Below are 24,362 nucleotides of genomic sequence, written 5' to 3' on the forward strand. Positions count from 1 at the left end.
GAGACGCTCACAGCCGGCACCCCACTCCGAGCCGCCGGACGTCGACGCCGTCGAAGGATTTTCTACGCGGGCCCGCGAGAACTCCGATATGCGATATTTCGAGGACGTCGAGGTCGGATCGACGTCGGTTCACGGCTCCTACGACGTGACTGCGGAGGAGATCAAGGAGTTCGCCGCCAAGTACGATCCCCAGCCGTTCCACTTGGACGAGGAGGCCGCCGCGGACTCGATGTTCGGCGAACTGGTCGCCTCCGGGTGGCACACGATGGCGATGTGTATGCGGATGCTCAATCAGGACCCCGACCCGCTGGCGGCCCTGGCCGGCGTCGGCGCCGACAAGATCCGCTGGCGGAATCCGGTGCAGCCGGGCGACCACCTCGAACTGCACACCGAAATCCTCGCCAAGCGGCCCTCCGGAAGCCACGAAGACCGGGGCTACGTCACGACTGGCATCGAAGCGCACAACCAACGCGACGAGGTCGTCGTCAGCTACGAGACGACCGCCCTCGTGAAGGGCCGCGACTACGACTGATAGCGATTACTCCCGTCGTATGCCGGGCCGTCCCACATCAGTATCACCTGTGAAAATCGGCCACAAACATTAATTAGCCGGTGAAGACCATCCCACCGCAATGGCACAACACAGCCCGGCCCCGCAGAACGAGCAGGTCCCGGCCACCCAGGAGGCGACGCTCGCCCCCGACTTCTCGCACATCGACGACGAAACCGAACGCTACCGGGCCGAGCGCGACCACTGGCGGCATATGTTCAATCAGCTCGCCGCGGAGTTCCCCGAGCCCGTGATCGCCGTCGACGACGAGGGGCGACTGACCCACTGGAACGACGCCCAGGAGTCGTTCGTCGGCATCCCCGCCGCGGAGACCCTCGGCAAGCCCGCCCACGACGTCATTGGGACCGAGGACGTCACCGAGACGCTCGCCGAGAAGGTCGTCCGCACGGGCGAGCGCATCAGGGAGACGAACGTCCGGACGATCACGAACACGAACGGCGAGAAGGGCCACGGCCGGGCGATGGGCGTCCCGCTCACCTCGCCAAGCGGCGAGGTGGTGGGCTCCTTCGAGGTCCTCTACCGGGTGACTGACCTCGTCGAGCAGCGCCAGTCGATGCAGCGCGTCCAAGAGCAGGTCCAGCGGGACCTCGAAGGGACGGTGAGCGGTCTGGAGACGGCGTCCTCGCAGGTGACGGAGAACGTGAACGTGATCGCAGAAGTTGCCGACGAGGAGGCCGAACACGTCAGAGACGTCGACGACGAGATCCAGACGTTCAGCGCGACGACCGAGGAGGTCGCCGCGAGCGTCGAGACGATTTCGACCCAGAGCTCCGAGACCGCAGAGCTCGCGACCGAGTCCGAAGAATCGACGACCGAATTGCTGGAGACGGTCGAGGACGTCGCGGACGCGAGCGACCGGATGGCCGGCGATGCCGAAGATTTGGCAGAGCGCGTCGAGGAGATCGACGACGTGGTCGCGGTGATCGACGACATCGCCGATCAGATCAACATCCTCGCGCTCAACGCCTCCATCGAGGCCGCTCGCGCTGGCGAGGCGGGCGAGGGCTTCGCGGTCGTCGCCGACGAGGTGAAGTCGCTCGCAGCGGAGTCCAAGGAGGAGGCCGAGCGGATCGAGGGGCTCGTCGAATCGATCGCGACCATCGCGAACGAGACGGTCGAAGGCGTCGAACAGACGAGCGACCGAGTCGACGAGATCGAGTCCCAGATCGAGGCGGTGAACGCGAATCAGCGGGAGATCCAGGAGGCGATCGCGGACGTCTCCGAGCAGTTGGAACAGATCGCGACCGCGACCGACGAGCAGGCGACGAGCGCCGAAGACATCTCGGCGATGCTGAGTTCGACCGTCGAGGGCGTCGAACGCATCGCCGACGAGGTCGCCGAACTCGCCACGGCGAACCAACAGCAGACCGATCAGGTCGCCGAGATCCGCCGCAGCGTCGAGGAGCTCGAACGCAACCTCAACTCCGTGATCGAAGACCAGTAAGCGGACGGTTCACGCCGGGCTCGTGTCCGTCTTCTCGCTTCCCGTTTTCAGTTCTGTGCATCCGATCTTTGCTCCCGCCGACCGGCCGTGAGAACTCGGCGGCGCGGGGCGCGTTACTCTTCGTCCTCTGCGGCGCTGCCGCACACCAGGACCGGGCGGTGCGTGCCGAGGATGATGTCCTGGGTCACGCTCCCGAAGAGCGCCTTGCCGGCGGGCGAGCGCTTCCGTCCGCCGACGCAAATCTGATCGACGTCGTACTCGTCGGCGAAGCGGAGAATCTCGTCGGAGGGGGATCCGCTTGCCTCCAGCAGGTGGACGTCGACCTTGTCGCTTTCGAGCCGCTCGCGCGCCTCGCGGACGGCCTCGACCTGCTGGACGGACGCCCCTTCGGGGTTGTCGCCGAAGACGTGGAGGATGTACACCTCCGCGCTCCCCGCCGGTTCGACGATGTCTTTGATCGCGTTGGTCTGTGCGCGTGCCTGCGGGATGTCGTCGTCGAGTGCGAGCAGTACTCGGACCATACGTTCACTCTGCCGGCCACCTACTTATAATTCCGCGGTCGTTTTCTCCGCGTTGGGGCGATCGAAATCCGGTCACGACTCCGACCCGAAGTGTGCGTGGGTATCGAGCGGGACCGCTTCGGCACAGATGTTCGACAGTATCGAACAGCTGCGGATCGACCGTCGCCGGCCGTTTTATCATCCGAGACGACGAACCGGGCGCTATGCAACGAGCGTTCGAGGGTGCGGAACCGCGCGTCGCCGAGAGCGCGTTCGTCTCGGAGATGGCGTACCTCGTCGGCGACGTCGCCGTCGAGTCCCGCGCGAGCGTCTGGCCGTTCGTCTGCCTCCGCGGGCACGGAACGGGCGTCGAGGTGGGCGAGGAGACGAACGTCCAGGAGTTCACGACGCTCCACGGCGCGCGGCTCGGAGACGGCGTCACCGTCGGGCACGGGGCCGTCGTCGACTACGCCGAGGTCGGCGACCACTGCCTCGTCGGGATGCAGAGCGCGGTGATGCGCGGGGCGACCGTCGAGGAAGGCTCGATCGTCGCGGCGAACGCCGTCGTCCGGCAGGACCAGACCGTCCCGTCCGGTCATTTGGCGTACGGGACGCCGGCGGAGACCAGGCCCCTCACCGAGGATCAGCGCGAGCAGATCCGCCGGACGCACGAGACTTACGTCGACCTCGCGGCGCGGTTCCGCGATGCGGGATTGGGCCACGACGAGGCGCCGTGACACCGCCGTTCGACGACACCGAACAATTTGCGTCAGCCGGTCGATAGGACGCCGACAGTCCGCGCTCTTCCGTGGAAGCGGCCGACGGGTCCGGGCTCCGACTTCTGTTTTGCTCCTGAAAACACGCGGTCGGGCTGGTAACACCCGTACGGTTGTTATCTCGCGGCTGAGTAAGCCGATTGTTCGATGATGGCGAACAGCTGTGTGCGAGGAGGAACCGACGGCGGAGGAACGTACACGATAGATTCTTATTTGTTCTCGCGTGAGGAAACGTATGGCACGGCGAGCGTCAGGCGGGCGCGGGATCCAATCCGACGAGACCCTGTTCGACATCGTCGAACTCCTTCGCGAACGCGACGGCGCGGGCGTGACCGAGGTCGCGGAGGGCCTCGACATCGCCAAGAGCACCGCACACGGCCATCTGACGACGCTCACCGACCGCGGGTACGTCGTCAAGCGCGGTCGGGAGTACCACCTCGGCCTGAAGTTCTTCGAGTACGGGCAGTACGTGCGGGGCCAACTGGAGATTTTCCAGTCAGGAATGGCCGCCGCCGATCGGCTGGAGGCGGCGACCGACGAGATGGCCTGGCTCATCGCCCACCAGAACGGGAAGCTCATCTACGTCTACGGCCGCGCCGGGGACAACGACATCAACGTCAACGCGCTCCTCGGAACCCGGGAGCATATGCACTGCAACTCCGGCGGCAAGGCCATCCTGGCTCACCTCTCCGAGGAGACCGTCCGGTGGATCCTCGACCGGCACGGCCTCCCCGCGCGGACGGAGAACACGATCACCGACCGCGAGCGGCTCTTCGAGGAGCTCGAACGGATCCGAGACCGGGGCTACGCCCTCAACCTCGCGGAGGACCTGGAGGGGATCCACGCCATCGGCGTCCCGCTCATCGTCGACGGCGAGGTCCAGGGCGCGCTGAGCGTCGCCGGCCCGGCCCACCGGATGTCGAAGGAGCGCTGCGAGACCGAGATCATCGACCACCTCCAGGCCGCGACCGACGAGATCGATCTCTCGCTCGCGTACCGGTAGTCGGCTTTTGTCACCGGCCGCACGCCGCACGCTTCAGACGATTCCGACCGCTCCGAGCGCCCGAGTTACGAGAGCCGCGCCCGCACAGCGGCCGACACACGCCCCGAAGAACAGGAATCCGGCGAAGACGTAGATCAGTCCCATCTGGAGCCGGACCGTGCGTTCGCCCCCCGTCAGCGCCGTCGCCGCCAGGCAGCCGAGCGGGCCGAGAGCGGCCGCGAGAACGAACGGCGCGTCGACTCCGAGCGCGCCGACGGTGCCGGCGGCCGCGACTCCCAGGGTCCCGAGCGTTACGAACCCGAAGATCACGCCGGCGACGCGGTCGGCGCGGCGCGGGCCGAGGGCGACGGGGACCGTCCGCTTGTCGATCGAGCGGTCGAAGTCGGCGTCGAGCGCGTCGATCCCGACCTTGATCCCTGCCAGGAGGCCGAAGAAGAGCGCTGCGACCGCGACGACGCCGGGCGAGGGGTCCGCGCTCTGGGCGGCGTAACCGCCGACGATCACGAGGGCGATCCCGGCCGGGTAGTCGACGGTCACCGTCACGGGGTGTCTGTCGAGGTAGGGCGCGTGGAGGAGCGCGAGCGCCAGGAGCCCGGCGATCGAGGCGCCGGCGAGCGGCCCCGCCGCGACGGAGAGGGCGGCCGCGAACGCAGTTCCGAGGGCGACTCCCGCGCGGATACCCCACCGGAACGCCGCGACCGAGAGCCGCGGGTCCTCTTCTTCCCGGAAGTGGCCGTCGACGAGGCCGTCCCGGAGGTGCGCGACGAACAGGGCGACGCCGACCGCGACGGCGTGGAGCGCGACGATACGGGGATCGAACGCGGCGGCCGGAGCGAGCAGCGCGCCGTAGGCGGACATCCCGACCGCCGGGAGCATAAACGTCGGTCGCACGTAGGCCAGCGCGTCGGCGATCGCCCGCGACATACGGGTCGATTCCGGTCGGGAACTGATAAAACCGCGAGATTCGACGCGCGGCGCAGCGGTCGTCTGCGGCCGTCTCCTTCGGGAATCAAAACAATTAATGTTGCAGTTGGCTTGTCCATTCCTAACACGTCTACTATGAAACTCAACGACGCGCTCGCACGCACGGTCCGCTGTCACCCCGACAAGCCCGCGCTCATCACCGACGAGGGCCGCTCGTTCACCTACGCCGAACTCGACGAGCGCAGCACGCGCCTCGCGAACGCCCTCACCGACCGGGTCGGCGAGGGCCGGTGTGCGGTACTGACGATCAACGACGTCTCCGCCATCGAGTCGATGTGGGCGGGCAACAAGCGCGGCGTCTCCACGGTCCAGCTCTCCTACCGCGCAACCGTCGCCGAGCTCAAGAGTATGTCCGACACGGCCGACGCGGAGATCCTCGTCTTCGACGACCACAACGTCGAGGCCGCCCTGGAACTGCTCGACCGCGACGCCTTCGAGACGGCGATCCACGCCGGCGAGGAGGCGGTCGACCACTCCGACGTCGAGTCCTACGAGGACGTCCTCGACGGCGCCGACGCCGACCTCGACGCGTCGCTGCCGGCGGGCAAGGAGTGTGCCGTCCTGCACACGAGCGGGACGACGAGCGTTCCGAAGACGGTCCAGTTCGACCAGGACCAGCTCTGGTACGGCGCGATCCAGCCCGTGATGGAACACGGCATCGACGAGACGGACGTCGCGCTCTGTACCTCGCCGTGGTACCATATGGTGACAACAGACGCGTGGCTCTACCCGCACTTCGTCGCGGGCGCGACCGTCGTCCTCCACTCGACGTTCGAGCCCGAGGAGGCCTTAGAGCTCATCGAGGAACACGGCGTGACGGGGCTGCTCGCGGTCCCGACACAGCTGAAGACGCTCAACGACATCCAGCGCGGCGAGGGGGCGACCTACGACACGAGCACGCTGGAGTACATCCGCACCGGCGGCGCGATCGTCACCGAGAACCTCATCGAGGAGACCCACGAGCACCTCTCCGAGCACGTCTACAACACCTACGGGATGACCGAGGCCGGCCCGGACCTCACCTTCGCGCACCCGAGCGTCCAGGAAGAACACCCCGGGACCATCGGCAAGGAGTCGTTCACCTGGGAGATCCGCGTGGTCGAGACCGCGCCGATCGACGAACACCCCGACCCCGAGGCCGAGGTCGACCCCGGCGAGCGCGGCGAGATCATCGCCCGCGGTCCGGGGATGTCCCACGAGTACATCGACAACGAGGAGGCCTCCGAGCGGTCCTACTTCGACGGCTGGCTCCGCACCCGCGACGTCGCCCGCGTCGACGAGGACGGCTACCTCTACATCGTCGACCGCGTCGACAATATGATCGTCAGCGGCGGCGAGAACGTCTACCCCGCGGAGGTCGAACGGGTGCTCGGGAACCACCCCGACGTCACCGAGGCCTGCGTCTTCGGCCGCGACGACGAGCAGTGGGGCCAGGTCGTCACGGCCGTCGTCGTCGTCCCCGAGGGCGTCGAACTCACCGAGGACGAACTCGACGAGTACTGCCTCCAGCACGACGGGCTGGCGGACTTCAAGCGGCCGCGCGCGTACGCGATCACGACCGAGGAGCTCCCGCGGTCGGACACGGGAACGATCCTCCGGGAACAGCTCATCGAGAAGCACTTCGACTGAGCCCGGTCGCAGCGGGCTGACCGACTGACGGCGCCCGATTTTCTATCTCAAAACCCTTCAGAACAGGAGGACGAAGATGCCGATCTGGATGGGGAGCAAGATCAGGTACGTCGCGATCGTACAGAGGCTCGCCATCCGGCTGAGTTCGACGGAGTCGACGACGCCCAGGCCGAGGATCCCGACGAGCACCGCGGACTGATACGGGAAGAAGTAGCCGTTGAGGGCGACGGCCTCGATCATCGCGATCGGCACCAGCGGCAGGCCCGTGCTCTGGGCGAACGAGACGAACACGGGCGTGATGACGCTCGCGACCGCCAGCCCCTCCATCAGGAACGCGAGGCCGATCGAGATGGCGGTGACGAACACCAACACGAGCGGGAGCGACGGGTCCGCGGGGAGGTACGAAAGCAGCGTCTCAGCGGCTAGGTCGGTGAACGCGGTGCGCTGGAGCCCCTCGGCGATGGCGAAGATCGTGCCGAGGAAAAAGAGGATGGAGAAGTCCGTCTCGCCGACGGCGGTGTGGTCGACGACGCCGATCTTCGGCGCGAACGAGAGCAGCGCGACCACGACCGCGCCGAAGAGGGGATGCAGTCCGTGGACGAAGTCCGTCGCCCAGAAGAGCACGCCGACGAGCAGGAACGCGAGCATCCGCCGTTCGGTCGGCGACGGGGCGGCCGTCTCGACCGCGGAGTCCGAGAGCGCGTCGGATCCGCTCGGCCGGTAGAGCAGATACGTCACGGCGATGATGACGGCCACGCGGCCGACGCCCATCACCGGCCCCATATACAGCGCCCACTGCGCCCACGAGATCACGGGGCCGCCCCCGGACTCGACGAGCCCGGTGACGATGATGTTCGCCAGCGACGCGGTCAGGAAGCCCGAGCCGCCGTAGTACGTCGCGAAGAGCGGGCCGAGAAAGATCCCGATCTTCGCGCTCCGATCGGTGAAGAGGTCGCCCAGCGACTTGAGGATCGGCGCGAGGATCAGGACGCGGACGAGCGACGAGGGCACGAGCACCGCGAGCGCGAGGCTCCCGGCCGAGAGGACGACGAGCAGGTAGCGGTACACCGCGACCGCGTCGGTCGTGATCCGCTCGGGCATCCAATCGAGGGTGACGCGCTCGACGAGGTCGGCCAGCCCGCTCTCGCTCGCGGCCTCGCCGATGAGCAGGCCGACGACGACGAGCCACGTCGCGGGCGAGCGGAAGCCGAACAGCGCCAGCTCCGTCGAGAAGCCGACGCCGATCAGGCCGATACCGAGCAGCGCCGTGAACCACGGCTTGACCGGCGTTCCGATCCAGAGAGCGACACAGAAGACCGTGATGGCGAGCATCAGGGCCGCGTCCGGAGCGAGCGGCGCGAATCCCAGCACGCCACCGGCGGCGAGGACACCCGCCGGGAGCGAGAGCCAGGCCGGCTCGAAGGGGAGGGTCGAGGCCGCACGCGCGGAGAGTCCATCGGGCATAGGTCGTTGTTGCCGAGTCGTCTCGGCGAACGGTAATGAGGATGGCGATGCGTTCGCTGTCCGGAGATTTTCCGCGGCGTCCCCCGCGTCCGCGACGCCGCCGACGTACGTTTATGATCCCCGGCGTCGTATGCACCGCCGATGACAGCCGACGCTCGGATCACCGAGATCGCACCGGACGTGTACGACATCACCGTCAAGGAGGCCGACGACGCCCGCTGGCGGGTGTTCCTCTTCGACGGCGAGACGCCCACCCTCGTCGACGCCGGCTTCGAGGACACCGTCGACGTCGTCGCCGACGCCGTCGCGGAGCTGGGAATCACGCCCGAACGAGTCGTCATCACCCACGGCGACCCCGACCACGTCGGCGGCCTCGCGGGCCTGGTCGAGCGCTTCGACCTCGAATCGTGGGTCCCCGAGGGCGTCGCGGTCGACGTCGACGTCGACCACCGCTTCGGCGACGGCGACAGCGTCGGGCCGTTCACCGCGGTCTCGGTCGCGGGCCACGCGCCGGGCCACCACTCCCTCGTCGACGAGGCGCGCGGGATCGCCGTCATCGGCGACGCGCTGTTCGGCTCCGACGCCCGCGGCCTGCCGGAGGGCTACTACGTCCTTCCGACCGCCTACTACTCCGCGGACGTGGCCAAAGCCGACGAGGAACTCGCGAATCTCCTCGAGTACGACTTCGAGGTCGGCCTCGTCTACCACGGATCGAGCGTCACCGAGGGCGCCAGCGAGAAGATCGCCCGGTTCGTCGACTTCGCGGGCAAGCGGTAGCCGGCGGAGGTCGACACGTCGGGAGCGGACTGGAATTTTGCGGCCCGCCGAGGAGAACGGCTTTGTGTGACGCCCCGCAGTCCCGGGTATGGACAGCGAGAAGGAGAAGATGCTCGCCGGGGAGCGATACGACGCGTCCGACCCCGAACTGGTCGCCGATCGGGAGCGGGCCCGACGGCTCCTCCGACGGTTCAACCGCGCCGCCGTCGACGACGCCGAGACGCGGCGCGAACTGCTGGGGTCGCTCCTCGGATCCGTCGGCGGCGAGGTCCACGTCGAACCGCCGTTCCGCTGTGACTACGGCTACAACATCCGCGTCGGCGACGGCTTCTACGCCAACTACGACTGCGTCGTCCTCGACGTCTGCGAGGTCGACGTCGGCGCGGGCTGTCTGCTCGGCCCGGGCGTCCACATCTACACGGCGACGCACCCGCTCGACCCGGAAGCGCGGGCCGAGGGGCTGGAGTCCGGCGAGCCGGTGACGATCGGCGAGAACGTCTGGATCGGCGGCCGCGCGGTGATCAATCCGGGCGTGACGATCGGCGACGACGCGGTGGTCGCGTCCGGCGCCGTCGTCACCGACGACGTCCCCGCGGGCGTCGTCGTCGGGGGAAATCCCGCGACGGTCGTACGAGAGATGGAGTAAGGAAGCGCAGTACGGAAGCGCGTCAGTCGCCGGCGACGGCGTCGTCGCCCGCGACCGCGTCCGAGAGGTCCTTGCCGGCGTGTTCGCCGAGGTAGGCCTCGATGACCTCGTCGTCGTTTTGGATCTCGTCGGGGGTGCCTTCGGCGATGAGTTTGCCGTTGTCGAGCACCAGCACGCGCTCGCTGACGGTCATCAGCGCGCGCATCACGTGGTCGATCAGGAAGACGGTCTTGCCCTCGTCGATGATGTCGCCGACGAGGTCGATGATGCCCTCGGTCTCCTCGGGGTCGAGGCCGCCGGCGACCTCGTCGAACAGCACCATCTCGGGGTCGGTCGCGAGTACGCGAGCGATCTCCAGGCGCTTGAGGCCGCCGACGCTGAGTTCGCCGGGATCGGCGTGCATCTGGTCTTCGAGGTCGACGAACTCCAGCATCTCCCGGGCGCGCGCTCGGGTGTCGTCGAACTCGCGGCCGCCGTACTCGGCGCCGACGACGACGTTCTCTATGAGCGAGAGGCTCTCGAAGGGGCGGACGATCTGGTGGGTCTTCGCGAGCCCGCGGTGGCAGATCTCGTGTTGGGACTTGCCGGTGATCTCCTCGCCGTCGAAGTAGACCTCGCCCTCGGTCGGCGGATGCACGCCCGTGATCGTCCGAAAGAGCGTGCTCTTGCCGGCGCCGTTCGGGCCGATCAGCCCGACGGCCTCGCCCCGTTCGACGGTGAAGGAGACGTCCTCGATCGCGACGACCCCGCCGAACTTCTTCGTCAGGCCGCGTCCTTCCAGTAGCGTCATTGGCGTCCGATATCCCATCCACAATGATAAACTTACGGAATATTCGATGAGGATTCGGTCCCCACCGCCGAACGGCGCCGCGGACCGCTGTCGTCGTCGGCTCCCGGCCCAGGGGGAAAACGCTTTGATGGAGTTCGGGCTATGTCCGAGCGTGACGCTGCAACAGCTGTTCGATCCCTCGGGCGTCGCCGTCGTCGGCGCGTCGGACACCGAGGGCAAGATCGGATACGAAGCGATGGCGAACGCGGTGGCGTTCGACGGCCCCGTCTACCCGGTGAACCCCTCCGGCGAGGGCGAACTGTTCGGCCGGGAGTTCGTCGCGTCCGTGACGGAGATCGACGGCGACGTCGACCTCGCGCTCTGCTGTGTGCCGGGGCCGGCCGTCCCGGACGTCCTCGAAGAGTGCGGCGAGGCCGGCATCGGCGCGGCCGTCATCTACGCCAGCGGCTTCGCCGAGGCGGGCGAGAAGGGCGAGGAGCTCCAGGAGGCGACCGTCGCGGTCGCCGACGAGCACGACATCTCGCTGCTGGGCCCGAACACGAGCGGCTTCATCGTGCCCGCGCTCGACCTCCGGTGTTCGTTCGCCAGCGGCGCCGAGGAGATCCCCGCTGGCAACATCGCGGTCGTCGCCCAGAGCGGCGGCGTCGGGCTCGTGTTGGCCTTCCAGGCCCGCCGTCAGGGCCGCGGCGTCTCCGCGGAGGTCGGCCTGGGCAACCGCGCGAACGTGGGATTCGCCGAGGCCATCGAGTACTTCGACGGCGACGAGAAGACGGACGCGATCGTCCTCCACATCGAGGGGACGGACGACGGGCGCCGCGTCCTGGAGGCCTGCCGCGCGAGCGACACGCCCGTGATCGCGTACAAGGTCGGCCAGTCCGACGTCGGCGACTTCGCGGAGTCACACACCGGCGCGCTCACCGGCGACCACGAGCTCTACACCGCGGGCTTCGCCCAGTACGGCGCGCCGACGGTCGACGCCACAGACGACCTGCTCGATGCGGCCGCCGCGCTCGGGAACTCCCCCGAGCCGGACGGCCCCAACGTCGGCGTCGTCACGGCGCAGGCGGGGCCGGGGATCATCATCACCGACCGGATCCAGCGCGCCGGCGGCCGGCTCCCCGAGCTGACGGCCGACACCCAGGAGACGATCGACGAGATCCTGCCGGGGATCACCTACGCCGACAACCCCGTCGACACCGGCCGGCCGATGCCGGCGTTCGGCGACATCGTGACCGCCGTCGCCGAGGACGAGCGGGTCGACATCGTCCTCGTCTACGAGCTGTTCGAGGCGTCGATCGGCTACCCGATCGAGACGCTCGACGGGCTCGCAGAGCGGGTCGGAAAGCCCGTCCTGTTCGCCAGCGAGGGCATCGAAGAGGACCTCGCCGAGGAGCGCGCGAAGCTCGAAGCTGCCGGGATCCCCTACTTCCCGACGCCGGAGCGAGCGGCCGACGCCGCGGGCGCGCTGGCCCGGTACGCGAAACTGCACGACGACGCCGTCGCGGACGGCGGGATCGCCGCGCTCGATGCCGACGCCGACGGCCGGGAGGTGAGCCGCGATGAGTGAGTCCGGCGAGCCCGCGCCGATCGCGTCGGCCCGCGCCGACGGGCGGACCACGCTGACGGAGGCCGAGGGCAAGGAGCTCCTGGCGTCGGCGGGGATCGACACGCCGGAGTTCGCGGTCTGTGCGGACGCCGACGCCGCGGTCGACGCCGCCGGAGACATCGGCTATCCGGTAGTCGTCAAGGTCGCCTCGCCCGCGGTCACTCACAAGAGCGACTGGGCCGACGGGGTCGGGGTCGCGGTCGGCCTCGACTCCGGCGACGCGGTCCGCGAGGCGGCGACCCGGATCTTCGAGGCGGCCGACGAGCGGGGGATCGAGACCGACGTCCTCGTCGAGGCGGCGCTCGACACCGACCGCGGGACCGAAGTGATCGTCGGCGGGCTCCGGGATCCCTCGTTCGGGCCGGTCGTCCTCACGGGGCTCGGCGGCGTCTTCACCGAGGTCTTCGAGGACACCAGCCACCGGATCGCGCCGATCGACCGCGCGGAGGCGCGCTCGGCGATCGAGGAACTGCGAGCCGTCGAGCTGCTCCGGGGATACCGCGGGAGCGAGCCGGCCGACGTCGACGCGCTCGCCGAGGCCGTCGCGGCTGTGGGCGACCTGGTGACCGACCACCCGATCGCCGAACTCGACGTCAATCCGGTGTTGGCGGGGACCGATGGAGTGATGGCCCTCGACGCGCTTGTCGTGCTTGAGGATCAGTAATGTTCGAACGCACCTGGACCGTCCGATTCTCGGACACCGACCCGCACGGCATCGCTCACTACCCGCGCATCGTGGACGCGCTCCACGAGACCTCGGACATGTTTATGCAGGAGATCGGGTTCCCCTTCTGGGACCTCACGCAGAACTACGACTTCGGCTTCCCGCTCGTGGATATGGGCTTCGAGTTCGAGGCGCCGCTCCACGCCGGCGACGAGGTCCGGATCACGCTCACGCCCGATCCGAGCACCCGTGCGGTCCGCTTCGAGTACGAGGCGACCATCGACGACACCGTGGCGTTCTCGGGCTACGAACAGCGCGTCTGCGCCGAGACGGGCGGCGGCGGCGCGGTAGAGATCCCCGAGGAGATCCACTCGCAGTTCCGCGAGTACGCCGAGGAGTAGTAGTGAGTATCGCAACCCCCGATCGATTTCGCGCCGGACGGCGCGGCGAGAATCGGTGAAACGTTGCGATACTCACTGTAAGCCGAGCGATACGCTTTTTAGAGTTACGCGGCAACCGAGGGGTATGGCGGAGTTCGAGAACCCCTACGCGACGGAGGATCCGTTCGTCGAGGCGCACTTCGACTGTCCAGACTGCGGCGGCAAGCTCTGGGAGTACGCGATCCAGCGCCAGATGGTCTGTGAGGACTGCCGGAAGCTCTTCACCTCGGCCGAGATCTTCGAGGCCCAGGCGAAGCCACAGGTCGAGGCCGAAGCGTAGCCGACAGCTCCGTTCCGCGCATCGCTCGTCCGTCCGAGTCGCGGGCGGCCACGGTGGTAACGTCACATCTCTCCTCGGCCGTTTCGGGCCGGTCAGCGGCTGGTCTGCGATCGATTGGCGTGCCGACGTCCAACACACTTATTATCGAGTTTTGCCAATATGCCGATATGGCACAGCAAGAGCCAGAGGAACTCCTAGAGATGAGTTCCGACACCTGGGACATTCTCGAGGAGCACAACCTCCAGCCGCTGTGGGAGATCGAGGACGATATGGGGAACGCCCTCGAGGATCCCGAGGCGGAGATCTGGCGGTGGGAGGATATGCAGGAGGCCATCGACGCCATCGAGCGCGACGTGCCGATCTCGGAGCTACCGCCGGGGTTCCAGCGTCGGGTCGCCGTCCCGATCAACACCGCCCACGCGATCTCGAACACGATCTACGTGGGCGTCCAGACCGTCTCGCCCGGCGAGACGGCCCCCTCGCACCGACACGGCGCCAACGCGCTGCGCTTCACGATCGACGGCCACGAGGACATGAAGACGGTCGTCGCGGGCGAGGAGTTCCCGATGAAGGACAACGACCTCATCACCACCCCGCAGTGGGAGTGGCACGACCACGTCAACGAGAGCGACGAGACCGCGGCGTGGCTCGACGTCCTGGACCTCCCGCTCGTGCTGGACTCGCTCAACGCCAAGAACACCTTCGAGTACCACGAGCTCGAACGCCAGCCCGTCACCAAGAGCCAGGGCTACTGGGCCTCCCAGTACGGCCGCGGTCGCGCTCAGGAGGATCTCCAGGGCGACGACATCCCCGGGCCGTTCGACGGCATCCGCGAGCCGACCCCGCCGTACCGCTTCCAGTGGGCGAATATGGTGGAGTCGCTCGAACAGCGCGCCGACAACAACGATCCGAACCCCCACGACGGCTACAGCCTCTCGTATGTCAACCCCGCGACGGGCGAGCCGCCGCTGTTCCCGACGATGTCCTTCCGCGCCCAGCTGATGCAGGAGGACACCGATCCCCACTTCCACAACATGACGGAGGTGTTCTTCGTCATCGAGGGCGAGGGCATCACCCACGTCGGCGACGAGGCGCTTGAGTGGAGCAAGTGGGACACCTTCATCGTCCCGCCGGACGAGATCCACCACCACGAGCCCCACGGCGAGGCGACGCTGCTCGCGATCACCGACCGGCCGGTCTTCGAGGCGTTCAACCTCTACGCCGAGGCCGAACCGTCCTCCTGATCCCGGCTCGCGTTCTCTTTTCGGTCCGCGCGTAACCGACGACTGCGGACGCTATGTAGCGTTTGCAGCTGATTACACATCCGATCGCACGACAGCGTGCGATCGAGTGGAAGACTCGCAAACGCTACTATCTGGGCTCGACGGGAAACGGCGATCCGGCGCCGTTGCCGTCGTGTTCGAAATCGAACATTCGGTGCGTGACCGACTGACACGACCGATCCGCGGCCTCGGCGAGACGCGCGACGCCTGCCGCCCGACCATATACTTTTATATTCCATAATAATTAACGTCGGATACGGTATGGCTCGTGATGACACAATTCCGCGACGGACGTATCTCAAAGGGGCCGGAGCGACCGGCACAGTCGCACTCGCCGGACTCGCCGGGTGTACGCTCGGCGGCGGCGGTGACGGCGGGGGCGACGGCGGCGGCGACTCCGGCGGCGACGGCGGCGGCGAAACCGACACCGGCGGGGCCACCACGAGCGGTGGCGACGCCGATCCGCTGACGATCGCCGCGACCGTCCCTGAGACGGGCGCGTTCTCCTCGCTCGGGCAGGATCTGATGCGCGGCTACGAACTCGGCGTCGAGCGGATGAACCAGAACCTCGACCGCGACGTCGAGCTCATCCTCCGCGACGACGAGAGCGACGCGCAGGTCGTCCGCGAACAGCTCCAGACGATCGTCTCGAACAACGACGTGAACATGATCTGGGGGAGCTTCTCCAGCCTGCTCGTCACCGCGGGCAGCGCGTTCGCCGAGAATCAGAACCTCCCGTTCTTCGGCGTCGCGTTCGCGTACGAAGCTCCGCACCGGAACAACAACTACGAGTGGACGTTCGCGCCGTTCCCGAAGTCCCGGGACGTCGCCCGCTCGACGCTGGGGACGCTGGAGCTGATCCCCGAGGAGAACCGCCCGTCGAACATCGGCATCTGGGAGCCCAACTCCGGGTGGGGCGAAGAGCAGGCCGACTACTGGGAGGAGACGCTCTCGGATGCCGGTTACAACGTCGTGCTTCGGGAGGTCTTCGAGATCGGCTCCTCGGACTTCTCGACGCTCATCTCGCAGTCCCAGAGCGCGGAGGTCGAGGTGCTGCTCTCGAACCCGACCCCGCCGGGCGGCATCACGGCCGTCAATCAGATGCAGTCGAACAACTGGTCCCCGCAGATGCTGAAGTTCGTCCGCGCGGCCGACCCGACCGCCTGGTGGTCGGCTCTGGGCCAGAAGGGCGCCTACGCGCTGATGTGTCCCGGCTGGGTGCCGGGCCTGACCGGCAACGGCAACGCGGCGCTCCGCGAGTCGTACAACGCGACGTACGAAAACGACAGCCAGTACCTGCCGGTCATCGTCGGCGGGGCGTACAATCTGACGCAGACGGCCGAACAGGCCGTCTCCGCCGCCGGCTCTGTCGCCCCCGACGCGGTCCGCAACGCGCTCTTGGACACGGAGTTCGAGACGGTCATCGGCAACTTCACCTTCGAGGACAACGGGCTCCCCACCGAAGGCGAGCTGACCTCTCCGGTCGGCCAGTGGTGGGACGGCGTCCAGCGGCTCGCGTACCCCGACACGGACTCCGAGCGCGCGCTGGACTTTAGGTTCCCCATCCCGCCGTGGAGCGAGCGATGAACGAGGTAGCACACGCCTAACGATGGTCGCAAGCGACCTGGTCGTTCAGTCGGTCGCGAACGGCCTCCTGCTCGGGGGCATCTACGCCCTCGCAGCGCTGGGGCTGTCGCTCGTGTTCGGCATTATGGACGTCGTGAACCTCGCGCACGGCCATATGCTGATGGTCGGCGCCTACATCGCGATCCTGATCTTCGCCGCGACCGGCATCACGCCGCTCGTGGGGATGTTCCTCGCGATCGCGCTGATGTTCGGCTTCGGCGTCCTCCTCCAGAAAGTGCTGTTGCAGCACGTCGTCGACGAGGGGCTCGAACAGCCGATCATCGTGCTGTTCGGCCTCGCCTTGGTGCTCCAGAACGTGGGCCGCATCCTGCTCGGCGGCGACGCCCGGACCGCGGACCTGGGCATCCCCGGCAACGGGTTCGACCTCGGGTTCGTGTTCCTGTCGCTGCCGCGGACCGTCACGTTCGTCGTCTCGGTGCTGTTGATCGTGGCCACCTGGGCGCTGCTCCAGTACACGAAGACCGGGCAGGCGATCCGGGCGACCGCGCAGAACCGCACCGCAGCGAAGTACATGGGTATCGACACCGACCGCATCTACGTGATCACGCTCGGGATCGGCACGGCGCTCGCGGGCGCCGCGGGCGCGCTCCTGTCGATGATCTTCCCCATCGACCCCTACGTCGGGTGGTCGTACCTGCTGACGACGTTCGCCGTGGTCGTCCTCGGCGGCGTCGGTAGCGTCCTGGGGACGCTCGTCGGCGGGCTCGTGATCGGCGTCTCGGAGAACCTCGGGGCGCTGTTCCTCGGCGGCGGCTACCGGAACGTCGTGAGCCTGCTGATCTTCCTGGGCGTCCTGCTCGTCAGACCGCAGGGCCTCTTCGGCTCGGGGGGTGGCTCGTGAACCTCCTCAAGCGCGAAGCGGGCGGCTCGCTCGCCGAGGACCGCCGCGTGCAGGCGCTCGGCGTCGTCGCGGTGCTCGCGCTGGCGGCCGTGCCGTTCACCACGACCGACGCGTTGACCGGCCTGATCCTGACGGGACTGGTCTACATTATGCTGGGCGTCTCCTGGGACCTCATCGCCGGGTACGCGGGCCAGATCTCGCTGGGCCACGCCGCGTTCTTCGGGATGGGCGCGTTCGTCTCGGCGTGGCTGACCACGCCGGGCGGCGCGGGGCTTCCCCCCTCCGCCCAGTTGCCGCTGCTGGCGGCGATCCTCGTCGGGGGGATCGCCGCGGCGCTCATCGCGCTGGTGATCGGGCCGATCATCTTCCGGCTGACCGGGCACTACTTCGCGATCGGGACGCTGGCGCTGGCGGCCGTGATCGAGCTGGTGATGCTCGACCGCCGGGACCTGACCGGCGGCGCGACCGGCTACTACATCAACGCGGACATCGGCCTGGGCGAGATGATCTCCCACGGCGATATGATGTTCCTTCTGACGCTGCTGGCGACGGTCATCACCGTGGCGGTCACCTACTACATCGTCAAGGGGCCGGCCGGCCTCGGGATGAAGGCGATCCACGACGACGAGGACGCCGCCAGCAGCCTCGGGGTGAATCCCCTGAAGTACAAGATGTACGCGTTCGTGGTCTCGTCGTTCTTCGCGGGGCTCGCGGGCGCGCTCTACGCGCACCACTCGCTGTACATCAACGCGCAGTCGACGCTGGCGGTGACCTGGACGGTCGACTCGCTCATCGTCGTCATCCTCGGCGGGATGGGCACCTTCGTCGGTTCGTTCTTCGGCGCCGCGCTGTTCCTGCTCTTGGACAACGGCCTCTCGGCCATCGTCGGCGGCCTCGCGACGACGGTCGAGGGGATCCTGATCATCCTCTTCATCATCTTCCTCCCGAGCGGGCTCTACGGCCTCATCGAGGACAATCTGGTCGAGGAGATCTCCGGCTCCGGGGCCGACACCGACGTCGACGCCGACGCCGAGATCGCCAACGACTGAGACCCTTCGGAAACTGTTTTCCGGCCCCTTGACGGTCAGTCGTCGAACCGTTCGCTCCAGCGGACGAACCGCTCGAAGCCGGCGAAGACGGCGAGAAACAGGACGGCGAAGACGATCCACCGATCGAGATGGAACTGACCGGTGAAGGCGAGGGCGGTGAAGATGTAGGAGACGGAGGCGGCGACGAAACCGCTGACGTACAGGACGCGTCGGTCGTTCATACGGGACCGACACCGCCGGGGTGCATAAGGGTTGCTCGGGAGACAGGTCCGTGCGGGCTCGGGCTGAGATCGGCTCAGGCGCCGAGGTAGGACTCCTCGACGCGTTCGTCGCGGGCGAGCTCCTGTGCGGTCCCGGAGAGGGCGATTTCGCCGGTCTTGATGACGTAGCCGCGGTCGGCGACGCGGAGGGCGTTGTAGATGTCCTGTTCGACCAGCAGGACGGTGGTGCCCTCGTCGTTGATGCGCTGGATGGCCTCGAAGACGTCGTCGACGAGGACGGGCGCGAGCCCGAGGCTGGCCTCGTCCAGGAGGAGGAGGTCGGGGTCGCTCATCAGGCCGCGGCCGATCGCGAGCATCTGCTGTTCGCCGCCGGAGAGGGTGCCCGCGCGCTGCTTCTTGCGCTCTTCGAGGCGGGGGAAGATGTCGTAGACCTCCTGGAGGCGCTCCTGCATCTTGCTGCGGTCGATGTAGGCGCCGAGTTCGAGGTTCTCGCGGACGGTGCTCTCGGTGAAGACCTCGCGGCCTTCGGGGACGTGGGCGACGCCCTTGGCGACGACCTCCTCGTGGGGGAGCCCCCCGATGTCCTCGCCCTTGTAGCGGATCGCCCCGTCCATCGGGGTGAGGTCGCCACAGATGGATTTCAGCGTGGTGGTCTTGCCGGCGCCGTTGGCGCCCAAGAGCGCGACGGTCTCGCCCTCGTCGACTTCGAGGCTCACGTCCCACAGCACCTGTACGTTCCCGTACGCGACGTCTATGGCGTCCACTTCCAGTAGTGACATTGACTACCACCCTATTCATCACGGTCTTTCTTAAGCCTACCCTTCGCGGCGCGCTGGTCGCGACGAACGAGAGAGTGCGGGAGGCTACGACGCTCAGCCTCGGATCGAGATAGAAATCGTGGGAAATCGTGCCGGGATCGAGAACCGATTCAGCGGCGGCCCGGTCGCGACTGCGTTACTCCTGGCCGCCCTTCTGGACGTTGGCGTCGGCGTAGCTGACGTCGCGGCCGGTGACGTCGACAGTCATCGAGCCGACGTCTTCGATCTCGGCGTCGATGGTGTCGCCGTCGTGGAGTTCGCTGACGCCCTCGGGCGTACCGGTGGTGATGACGTCGCCGACCTCCAGGGTCGCGCCGAGGGAGGCGTACTGGACGACGTCGGCGCAGGTGTAGACCATGTCGCCGGTGTTCTCGTACTGGCGGCGCTCGCCGTTGAGCTGGAGCTCCATCTGGAGGTCCTGGGGGTCGTCGATTTCGTCGGCGGTGACGACGCACGGCCCGATGACGGTGAAGGTGTCGTAGGACTTGCGGTTCGAGCGGTCCTGGTCGCCGCGCAGCGAGATGTCGAGCAGGATCGTGTAGCCGAAGATGTGGTCCCACGCCTCCTCGGCGGAGACGTCCTTGGCCTCCTCGCCCATCACGAAGGCGAGTTCGATCTCGTGGTCGGTGCGGCGGTCCTCGAACGGGAGCTCGATGCCGTGGTCCGGGCCGACGACGCTGGAGGGTGCCTTCAGGAAGTAGCCCTTGTCCTTGATCGAGAACCACTCGTCGGTGGTGATGTCCTTGTCGGAGATGGCCTCCTCGATGTGGTTCTCGTAGTTCAGCGGCGCGGCGATGACCTTGCCCGGCCGGCCGACGGGCGAGCCGATCTCGACGTCGTCGACGTCGTGGTCGGGCTCGGCGCCCTCGTACTCGGCGGCGTCGTAGTCGCCCTCGATGTACTCGACGAGCGGCTCGTCGCCGTCGAGTCCGAGCCGATCGGTGAGGTCGATGACGCCCTCGCCGTCGTCTGTGAGCAGTCCGAGCTGGTCGCCGTCGTAGCGGACGAAGCGCATATCCGGGGTTTCGGCGGAATCGGTGATAAAAGATTTCTTTCCCGGCCGCGGGCGCTCGCCCCCCGGCGCCGAGACCTACAGGTAGGTCTCGGTCCGCGAGAGGTCGACGTCGTCGGCGACGTCCTCGCGGAAGTGCTCGGCCAGCGAGTCGAGCGTCCAGCCGTCGGGGCTGACGCCGACCGCCTCCATCCGCGGATCGGCGAAGACGCCGACGCGGTCGCCGCCCGCATACAGCGTACAGCCCGTGATGTCCTCGGCGGCCTCGCTCGCCAGGTAGGCGACGAGCGGCGCCACCTTCTCGGGCGGCATCTCCTCGCGCGTGTAGGGGCGGTGTTCCTCGGGCACCGTCTCGGTCATCCGGGTGTAGCCGTTCGGGACGAGGGCGTTGACCCGGACGTCCGAGCGGACCAGCTCGTTCGAGACGGTGCGGACCATCCCGAGCACGCCGGCCTTCGCGGCCGCGTAGTTGGCCTGACCGAGGCTCCCGCGGGCCGCCCCGCCGCTGACCGCGAGGTAGGAGCGCTGGCGGTCGAACCCGTCCTCACCGGCGTCCGCTGCGGCCTCGCGCCAGTGGGCCGCCGCCGCCCGGAGCGGCGCGAACTGCCCGGTGAGGTTGGTCTCGATCACCGCCGACCAGTCCGCTTCGGAGAGTTTGTGTGCCATCCCGTCGCGGAGGATGCCCGCGAAGTTGCAGACGAAGTCGACGCGGCCGAACTCCGAGACCGCATCGTCGATCAGCGCCTCGGCGTCCGCGAAGTCGGCGACGTCGCCGTGGTGGGCGATCGCCGTCCCGCCGGCGTCGCGGATCTCCGCTGCGACGGCCTCGGGGACGGACGCGTCGCTGCCGGTGCCGTCGACGGCCGCGCCGAGGTCGTTGACCACGACGCGGGCGCCCTGTGCGGCAAGCTCGTGCGCGGCGGCCTCACCGAGCCCGTGTCCGCCGCCCGCGACGACGCAGACCGCGCCGTCGAGTGACTCCGTTCCGGTCACCGCTCAGAACGGGTAGTCGCGCGGCTCGTGCTGGAGCGAGATCCACTTCTTCTCTGTGACCTCATCGAGGAAGTCGTCGCTGTTGTAGCCGCCGAGGCCGGAGGCCTTCGTTCCGCTGAACGGGACGTGGGCCTCGTCGTTGATGCCCTGGTCGTTGACGTGGATGTTGCCGGAGTCGATCCGCTTTGCGATCTGGAGCCCGGTGCCGATGTCGCCGGCGTGGACCGATCCCGTCAGGCCGTACTCGGTGTCGTTGGCGATCTCGACCGCCTCGTCGACGTCCGAGAACGGGATCACGGGCGCGATCGGGCCGAAGTGCTCGTTGCACGCGGCGGCCATATCGTTCGTGACGTCCGAGAGGACCGTGGGCTTGACGACCAGCGAGTCGTCGACGCCGTCGAGTTCGACGGTCTCGCCGCCGGTCTCCAGGGTCGCGCCGGCCTCGACCGTGCGCTCGACGTAGTCGAGCATCTCGTCGCGCTGGGACTCGTTGATGATCGGTCCGACCACGACCTCGCCGTGGGCGCTTCCGGCCGGGAGCGACTCGGCGCGCGCCGTCAGCTTCTCGACGTACTCGTCGTAGATCGACTCGTGGACGACGTGGCGGTTGATCGAGATGCAGACCTGCCCCTGGTGGATGAAGGAGCCGAACACCGCGGAGTTGATCGCCTCGTCGAGGTCGGCGTCCTCGGTGACGATGTGGGCGTTGTTGCCGCCGAGCTCCATCGCCGGCACGGCGAGGTTCTCCGCGGCGAGGCCCGCGACGTGCTGGCCGACCTCGGTCGAGCCGGTGAAGGCGACGACGTCGCTGTCGGGGTGGCTCGCGAGGTGGTCGCCGATGTCCGAGCCGGAGCCGGTGACGACGTTGATCACGCCGCCGGGGATGCCGGCCTCCTCGGCCAGGCGGGCCCAGAGCAGGCCGCCGACGATCGGCGCGTCGGTCGCGGGCTTGAGGACGACCGAGTTACCCGCCGCGATGGCCGGCGCGAGCGCGCGCGCGGTGAGGTTCAGCGGGAAGTTCCACGGCGAGATGACCGTGACGACGCCCTCGGGCTCGCGATAGACGAGGTTCTCCTTGCCGGGGATGTTGGAGGCGGCGGTCTCGCCCTTCATCCGCCGGGGGAGCGTCGCGGCCTCCGCGAGGTGGTCCATCGTGATCTGGACCGCGGTCTCGCCGACGCCGTGGATGCCGCCGATCTCGGTCGTGTTCAGCTCGATGATCTCCTCTTTGTGCTCTTCGAGCGCCTGGATGAGCCCCTGGACGGCCTCCTCGCGCGCGGCGGGCGGCTGCTCGCCCCACTCCTCTTGGGCCTCGACGGCCGCCTCGTACGCGGCGTCGACGTCCTCGGTCGTTCCCGCGGGGACCTCGGTTACGACCTCGCGGGTCGAGGGGTCCTCGACGGGTGTGGACTCGCCGCTCTCGGAGTCGACCCACTCGCCGCCGATATAGAGCTTGTTCCAATCCGCCTCGATGCTGTATGGAGACTGGCCTTCGAGTGCCATACAATACCATTAGGCGTAGCACTAATGAAAGTTTGGTCAGATGGTCGATTTTACCGGCTGTCACCCGGTTACACCGGTGATATCTGGATTTTCGAACCGTCCGGTGGTCCGATCCGTTTGCTCGGAAAGCAAACAATAAAAGCGCACAGATTCACCGTTCGCCCACGCCCGACGCGTCGCCGCCGACTCCCCGGTCGGGCCGCGAGGGACACAGTATGACCGAGGCACCGTCCGACGCCGTCGACTCGCTGACCAGTTGGCTCATCGTCGCGCTGGGACTCGTGATTCTCGTCCTCGATTGGGGGTTCATCTTCACCTTCACCGTCTACTCCGAGGCGCTCGCGGACGCCTTCGGCCTCTCGGGGCTTCGCGTCTCCTCGGTCTTTTCGATCACGACGGCGACGTTCTACGTCGCGGGCGGCCTGATCGGCGTCGTGATCGCGCGCCTGCCGCTCCGCCCCGTCGTCGCGACCGCGGGCGGGGTGTTCGCCGTCGCCGTCGGCCTCCTCCAGGTCACCGACTCCTACCTCGGCCTCGTCGCCTCGTTCGCGCTCGTGGGGATCGCCGGCGGATCGATGTTCGTCATCGTCGTCTCGCTCGTCCCCCAGTGGTTCGACGAGTACGAGGGCCGCGCGATGGGCGTCACGATGATCGGCAACGGCCTCGGCATCCTGGTGCTGCCGCCCGTCTGGGTCCGCCTCCTCTCGCGGACGGACGTCCGCGGCGCGCTGGCCGTCGTCGGGGGCGCGATGGCGCTCGTGATCTTCGCCGCCAGCCTCGTGTACCGGCGCCCGCCGGGGCGGCGGGCCGGCACGTCTCCGGTCGATCGCTCGTGGCTGCGCGCGAACCTCACCGATCCCCGGTTCCTGTGCGCGCTGGCGGGGTTCTCGTTCCTGTGGAGCTGGTACTTCGTGCTCTCGGTCGACGCGGTCGGCGTGCTCACCGCGAACGGGATCGCCCGCTCTGTGGCCGTCACGGCGTTCGGGATCATCGGCGGCGTCAGCGTCGTCGCCCGCGTCGCCAGCGGCGAGTTCGGCGACCGGGTCGGGATGCGGGCGACGCTCGTCGCCGGCGTGGGGCTGGCGGCGCTCGCGATGGCCGCGCTCCCGTGGACCGGTACCCGCCCCGCGACCTACGCGCTCTTGATCCTCTTCGGGGTCGGCCTCGGGACGGTCGCGCCGCTCTTTTCGCCGATCATCATCGAGCGGTTCGGCCCGGCGAACGCGACGGCCATCGTCGGGCTGTTCATCCTCGGGCAGGCCGCAACCTCGTTCACGACGCCCGTCGCGTTGAACGTCCTCTACGACCTCTCGGGCGGGTACGCCGTCCCGCTTGTCGCGGTCGCGGGCCTGACGCTCCTCGGCGGGGCGATGTTCTACCGCGGCACGGCCCCGACCGACGGCGTCGACGCCGGGGTCTGA

At 68.1% G+C, this 24,362-nt stretch carries 25 protein-coding genes; 16 read left to right on the plus strand and 9 right to left on the minus strand.

Going from position 1 to position 24,362, the window contains the following annotated elements:
* The first annotated feature begins 88 nt into the window (after positions 1–88).
* Both OS889_RS08100 and OS889_RS08105 read left to right on the plus strand, forming a co-directional pair.
* On the plus strand, positions 89–532 hold the full coding sequence (locus OS889_RS08100) for a MaoC family dehydratase (protein ID WP_372388863.1): 444 nt from the start codon (positions 89–91) through the stop codon (positions 530–532).
* A 100-nt stretch (positions 533–632) separates the two neighbouring features.
* On the plus strand, positions 633–2,015 hold the full coding sequence (locus OS889_RS08105; protein WP_372388864.1) for a methyl-accepting chemotaxis protein: 1,383 nt from the start codon (positions 633–635) through the stop codon (positions 2,013–2,015).
* Positions 2,016–2,128: 113 nt separating this feature from the next.
* Here the strand turns inward: OS889_RS08105 and OS889_RS08110 are convergent, their stop codons facing one another.
* Positions 2,129–2,536, minus strand: coding sequence for a universal stress protein (locus OS889_RS08110; RefSeq protein WP_372388865.1), 408 nt, complete (start codon positions 2,534–2,536; stop codon positions 2,129–2,131).
* A gap of 203 nt (positions 2,537–2,739) precedes the next feature.
* Between OS889_RS08110 and OS889_RS08115 the strand changes: the two genes are divergently transcribed.
* Both OS889_RS08115 and OS889_RS08120 read left to right on the plus strand, forming a co-directional pair.
* On the plus strand, positions 2,740–3,252 hold the full coding sequence (locus tag OS889_RS08115; RefSeq protein ID WP_372388867.1) for a gamma carbonic anhydrase family protein: 513 nt from the start codon (positions 2,740–2,742) through the stop codon (positions 3,250–3,252).
* Between the two features lie 274 nt (positions 3,253–3,526).
* Positions 3,527–4,294, plus strand: coding sequence for an IclR family transcriptional regulator (locus tag OS889_RS08120; RefSeq protein WP_372388870.1), 768 nt, complete (start codon positions 3,527–3,529; stop codon positions 4,292–4,294).
* Between the two features lie 33 nt (positions 4,295–4,327).
* Here the strand turns inward: OS889_RS08120 and OS889_RS08125 are convergent, their stop codons facing one another.
* Positions 4,328–5,218, minus strand: coding sequence for a UbiA prenyltransferase family protein (locus OS889_RS08125; protein WP_372388873.1), 891 nt, complete (start codon positions 5,216–5,218; stop codon positions 4,328–4,330).
* A 135-nt stretch (positions 5,219–5,353) separates the two neighbouring features.
* Between OS889_RS08125 and OS889_RS08130 the strand changes: the two genes are divergently transcribed.
* A complete protein-coding gene (locus OS889_RS08130) occupies positions 5,354–6,907 on the plus strand; it encodes a class I adenylate-forming enzyme family protein (RefSeq protein ID WP_372388875.1) in 1,554 nt (517 codons plus the stop codon).
* A 57-nt stretch (positions 6,908–6,964) separates the two neighbouring features.
* Here the strand turns inward: OS889_RS08130 and OS889_RS08135 are convergent, their stop codons facing one another.
* The gene (locus tag OS889_RS08135) at positions 6,965–8,371 is read right to left on the minus strand and encodes an SLC13 family permease (RefSeq protein WP_372388877.1); all 1,407 of its coding nucleotides are present in this window, start codon (positions 8,369–8,371) and stop codon (positions 6,965–6,967) included.
* Positions 8,372–8,512: 141 nt separating this feature from the next.
* Here OS889_RS08135 and OS889_RS08140 point away from each other — a divergent pair, with 141 nt between their 5' ends.
* Positions 8,513–9,148 carry an MBL fold metallo-hydrolase gene (locus OS889_RS08140; protein ID WP_372388880.1) on the plus strand — a complete coding sequence of 212 codons (636 nt, stop codon included), beginning with the start codon at positions 8,513–8,515 and terminating at the stop codon, positions 9,146–9,148.
* A gap of 88 nt (positions 9,149–9,236) precedes the next feature.
* Positions 9,237–9,794, plus strand: coding sequence for a maltose acetyltransferase domain-containing protein (locus tag OS889_RS08145; protein ID WP_372388881.1), 558 nt, complete (start codon positions 9,237–9,239; stop codon positions 9,792–9,794).
* A gap of 22 nt (positions 9,795–9,816) precedes the next feature.
* Here OS889_RS08145 and OS889_RS08150 read toward each other — a convergent pair whose 3' ends face one another.
* Entirely contained in the window at positions 9,817–10,584 is a 768-nt protein-coding gene (locus OS889_RS08150; protein ID WP_372388883.1) for an ABC transporter ATP-binding protein, read from the minus strand.
* Positions 10,585–10,711: 127 nt separating this feature from the next.
* Here OS889_RS08150 and OS889_RS08155 point away from each other — a divergent pair, with 127 nt between their 5' ends.
* From OS889_RS08155 to OS889_RS08190, 8 genes are all read left to right on the plus strand, one after another.
* Positions 10,712–12,151 (plus strand): CoA-binding protein, encoded by a 1,440-nt coding sequence (locus OS889_RS08155; RefSeq protein WP_372388885.1) that lies wholly within the window; start codon positions 10,712–10,714, stop codon positions 12,149–12,151.
* Positions 12,144–12,854 carry an acetate--CoA ligase family protein gene (locus tag OS889_RS08160; RefSeq protein WP_372388887.1) on the plus strand — a complete coding sequence of 237 codons (711 nt, stop codon included), beginning with the start codon at positions 12,144–12,146 and terminating at the stop codon, positions 12,852–12,854. Before OS889_RS08155 ends, OS889_RS08160 begins: the two co-directional genes overlap by 8 nt.
* A complete protein-coding gene (locus OS889_RS08165) occupies positions 12,854–13,255 on the plus strand; it encodes an acyl-CoA thioesterase (RefSeq protein WP_372388889.1) in 402 nt (133 codons plus the stop codon). Before OS889_RS08160 ends, OS889_RS08165 begins: the two co-directional genes overlap by 1 nt.
* Positions 13,256–13,379: 124 nt before the next feature.
* The gene (locus OS889_RS08170) at positions 13,380–13,574 is read left to right on the plus strand and encodes a hypothetical protein (RefSeq protein WP_372388892.1); all 195 of its coding nucleotides are present in this window, start codon (positions 13,380–13,382) and stop codon (positions 13,572–13,574) included.
* A 167-nt stretch (positions 13,575–13,741) separates the two neighbouring features.
* Entirely contained in the window at positions 13,742–14,818 is a 1,077-nt protein-coding gene (locus tag OS889_RS08175; RefSeq protein WP_372388894.1) for a cupin domain-containing protein, read from the plus strand.
* A 300-nt stretch (positions 14,819–15,118) separates the two neighbouring features.
* Positions 15,119–16,444, plus strand: a complete 1,326-nt coding sequence (locus OS889_RS08180; protein ID WP_372388896.1) for an ABC transporter substrate-binding protein — start codon at positions 15,119–15,121, stop codon at positions 16,442–16,444.
* 22 nt (positions 16,445–16,466) lie between these two features.
* Positions 16,467–17,345 (plus strand): branched-chain amino acid ABC transporter permease, encoded by an 879-nt coding sequence (locus OS889_RS08185; RefSeq protein WP_372388898.1) that lies wholly within the window; start codon positions 16,467–16,469, stop codon positions 17,343–17,345.
* Positions 17,342–18,394 (plus strand): branched-chain amino acid ABC transporter permease, encoded by a 1,053-nt coding sequence (locus tag OS889_RS08190; protein ID WP_372388900.1) that lies wholly within the window; start codon positions 17,342–17,344, stop codon positions 18,392–18,394. The genes OS889_RS08185 and OS889_RS08190 overlap by 4 nt, the downstream gene beginning before the upstream one ends.
* Before the next feature lie 35 nt (positions 18,395–18,429).
* On the opposite strand, the gene OS889_RS08195 is transcribed toward OS889_RS08190, so the two are convergent.
* From OS889_RS08195 to OS889_RS08215, 5 genes are all read right to left on the minus strand, one after another.
* Complete coding sequence (locus OS889_RS08195; protein ID WP_372388901.1) at positions 18,430–18,615, minus strand: hypothetical protein; 186 nt, start codon at positions 18,613–18,615, stop codon at positions 18,430–18,432.
* 74 nt (positions 18,616–18,689) lie between these two features.
* Complete coding sequence (locus OS889_RS08200) at positions 18,690–19,394, minus strand: ABC transporter ATP-binding protein (protein WP_372388903.1); 705 nt, start codon at positions 19,392–19,394, stop codon at positions 18,690–18,692.
* A 175-nt stretch (positions 19,395–19,569) separates the two neighbouring features.
* A complete protein-coding gene (locus OS889_RS08205) occupies positions 19,570–20,448 on the minus strand; it encodes a fumarylacetoacetate hydrolase family protein (RefSeq protein WP_372388906.1) in 879 nt (292 codons plus the stop codon).
* A 75-nt stretch (positions 20,449–20,523) separates the two neighbouring features.
* Positions 20,524–21,438, minus strand: coding sequence for an SDR family oxidoreductase (locus OS889_RS08210; RefSeq protein WP_372388909.1), 915 nt, complete (start codon positions 21,436–21,438; stop codon positions 20,524–20,526).
* Between the two features lie 3 nt (positions 21,439–21,441).
* On the minus strand, positions 21,442–22,941 hold the full coding sequence (locus tag OS889_RS08215; protein WP_372388911.1) for an aldehyde dehydrogenase family protein: 1,500 nt from the start codon (positions 22,939–22,941) through the stop codon (positions 21,442–21,444).
* 215 nt (positions 22,942–23,156) lie between these two features.
* Here OS889_RS08215 and OS889_RS08220 point away from each other — a divergent pair, with 215 nt between their 5' ends.
* The gene (locus OS889_RS08220; RefSeq protein ID WP_372388912.1) at positions 23,157–24,362 is read left to right on the plus strand and encodes an MFS transporter; all 1,206 of its coding nucleotides are present in this window, start codon (positions 23,157–23,159) and stop codon (positions 24,360–24,362) included.

Source organism: Halobellus sp. MBLA0158, assembly GCF_041477585.1.
GTDB lineage: Archaea > Halobacteriota > Halobacteria > Halobacteriales > Haloferacaceae > Haloquadratum > Haloquadratum rubicundus.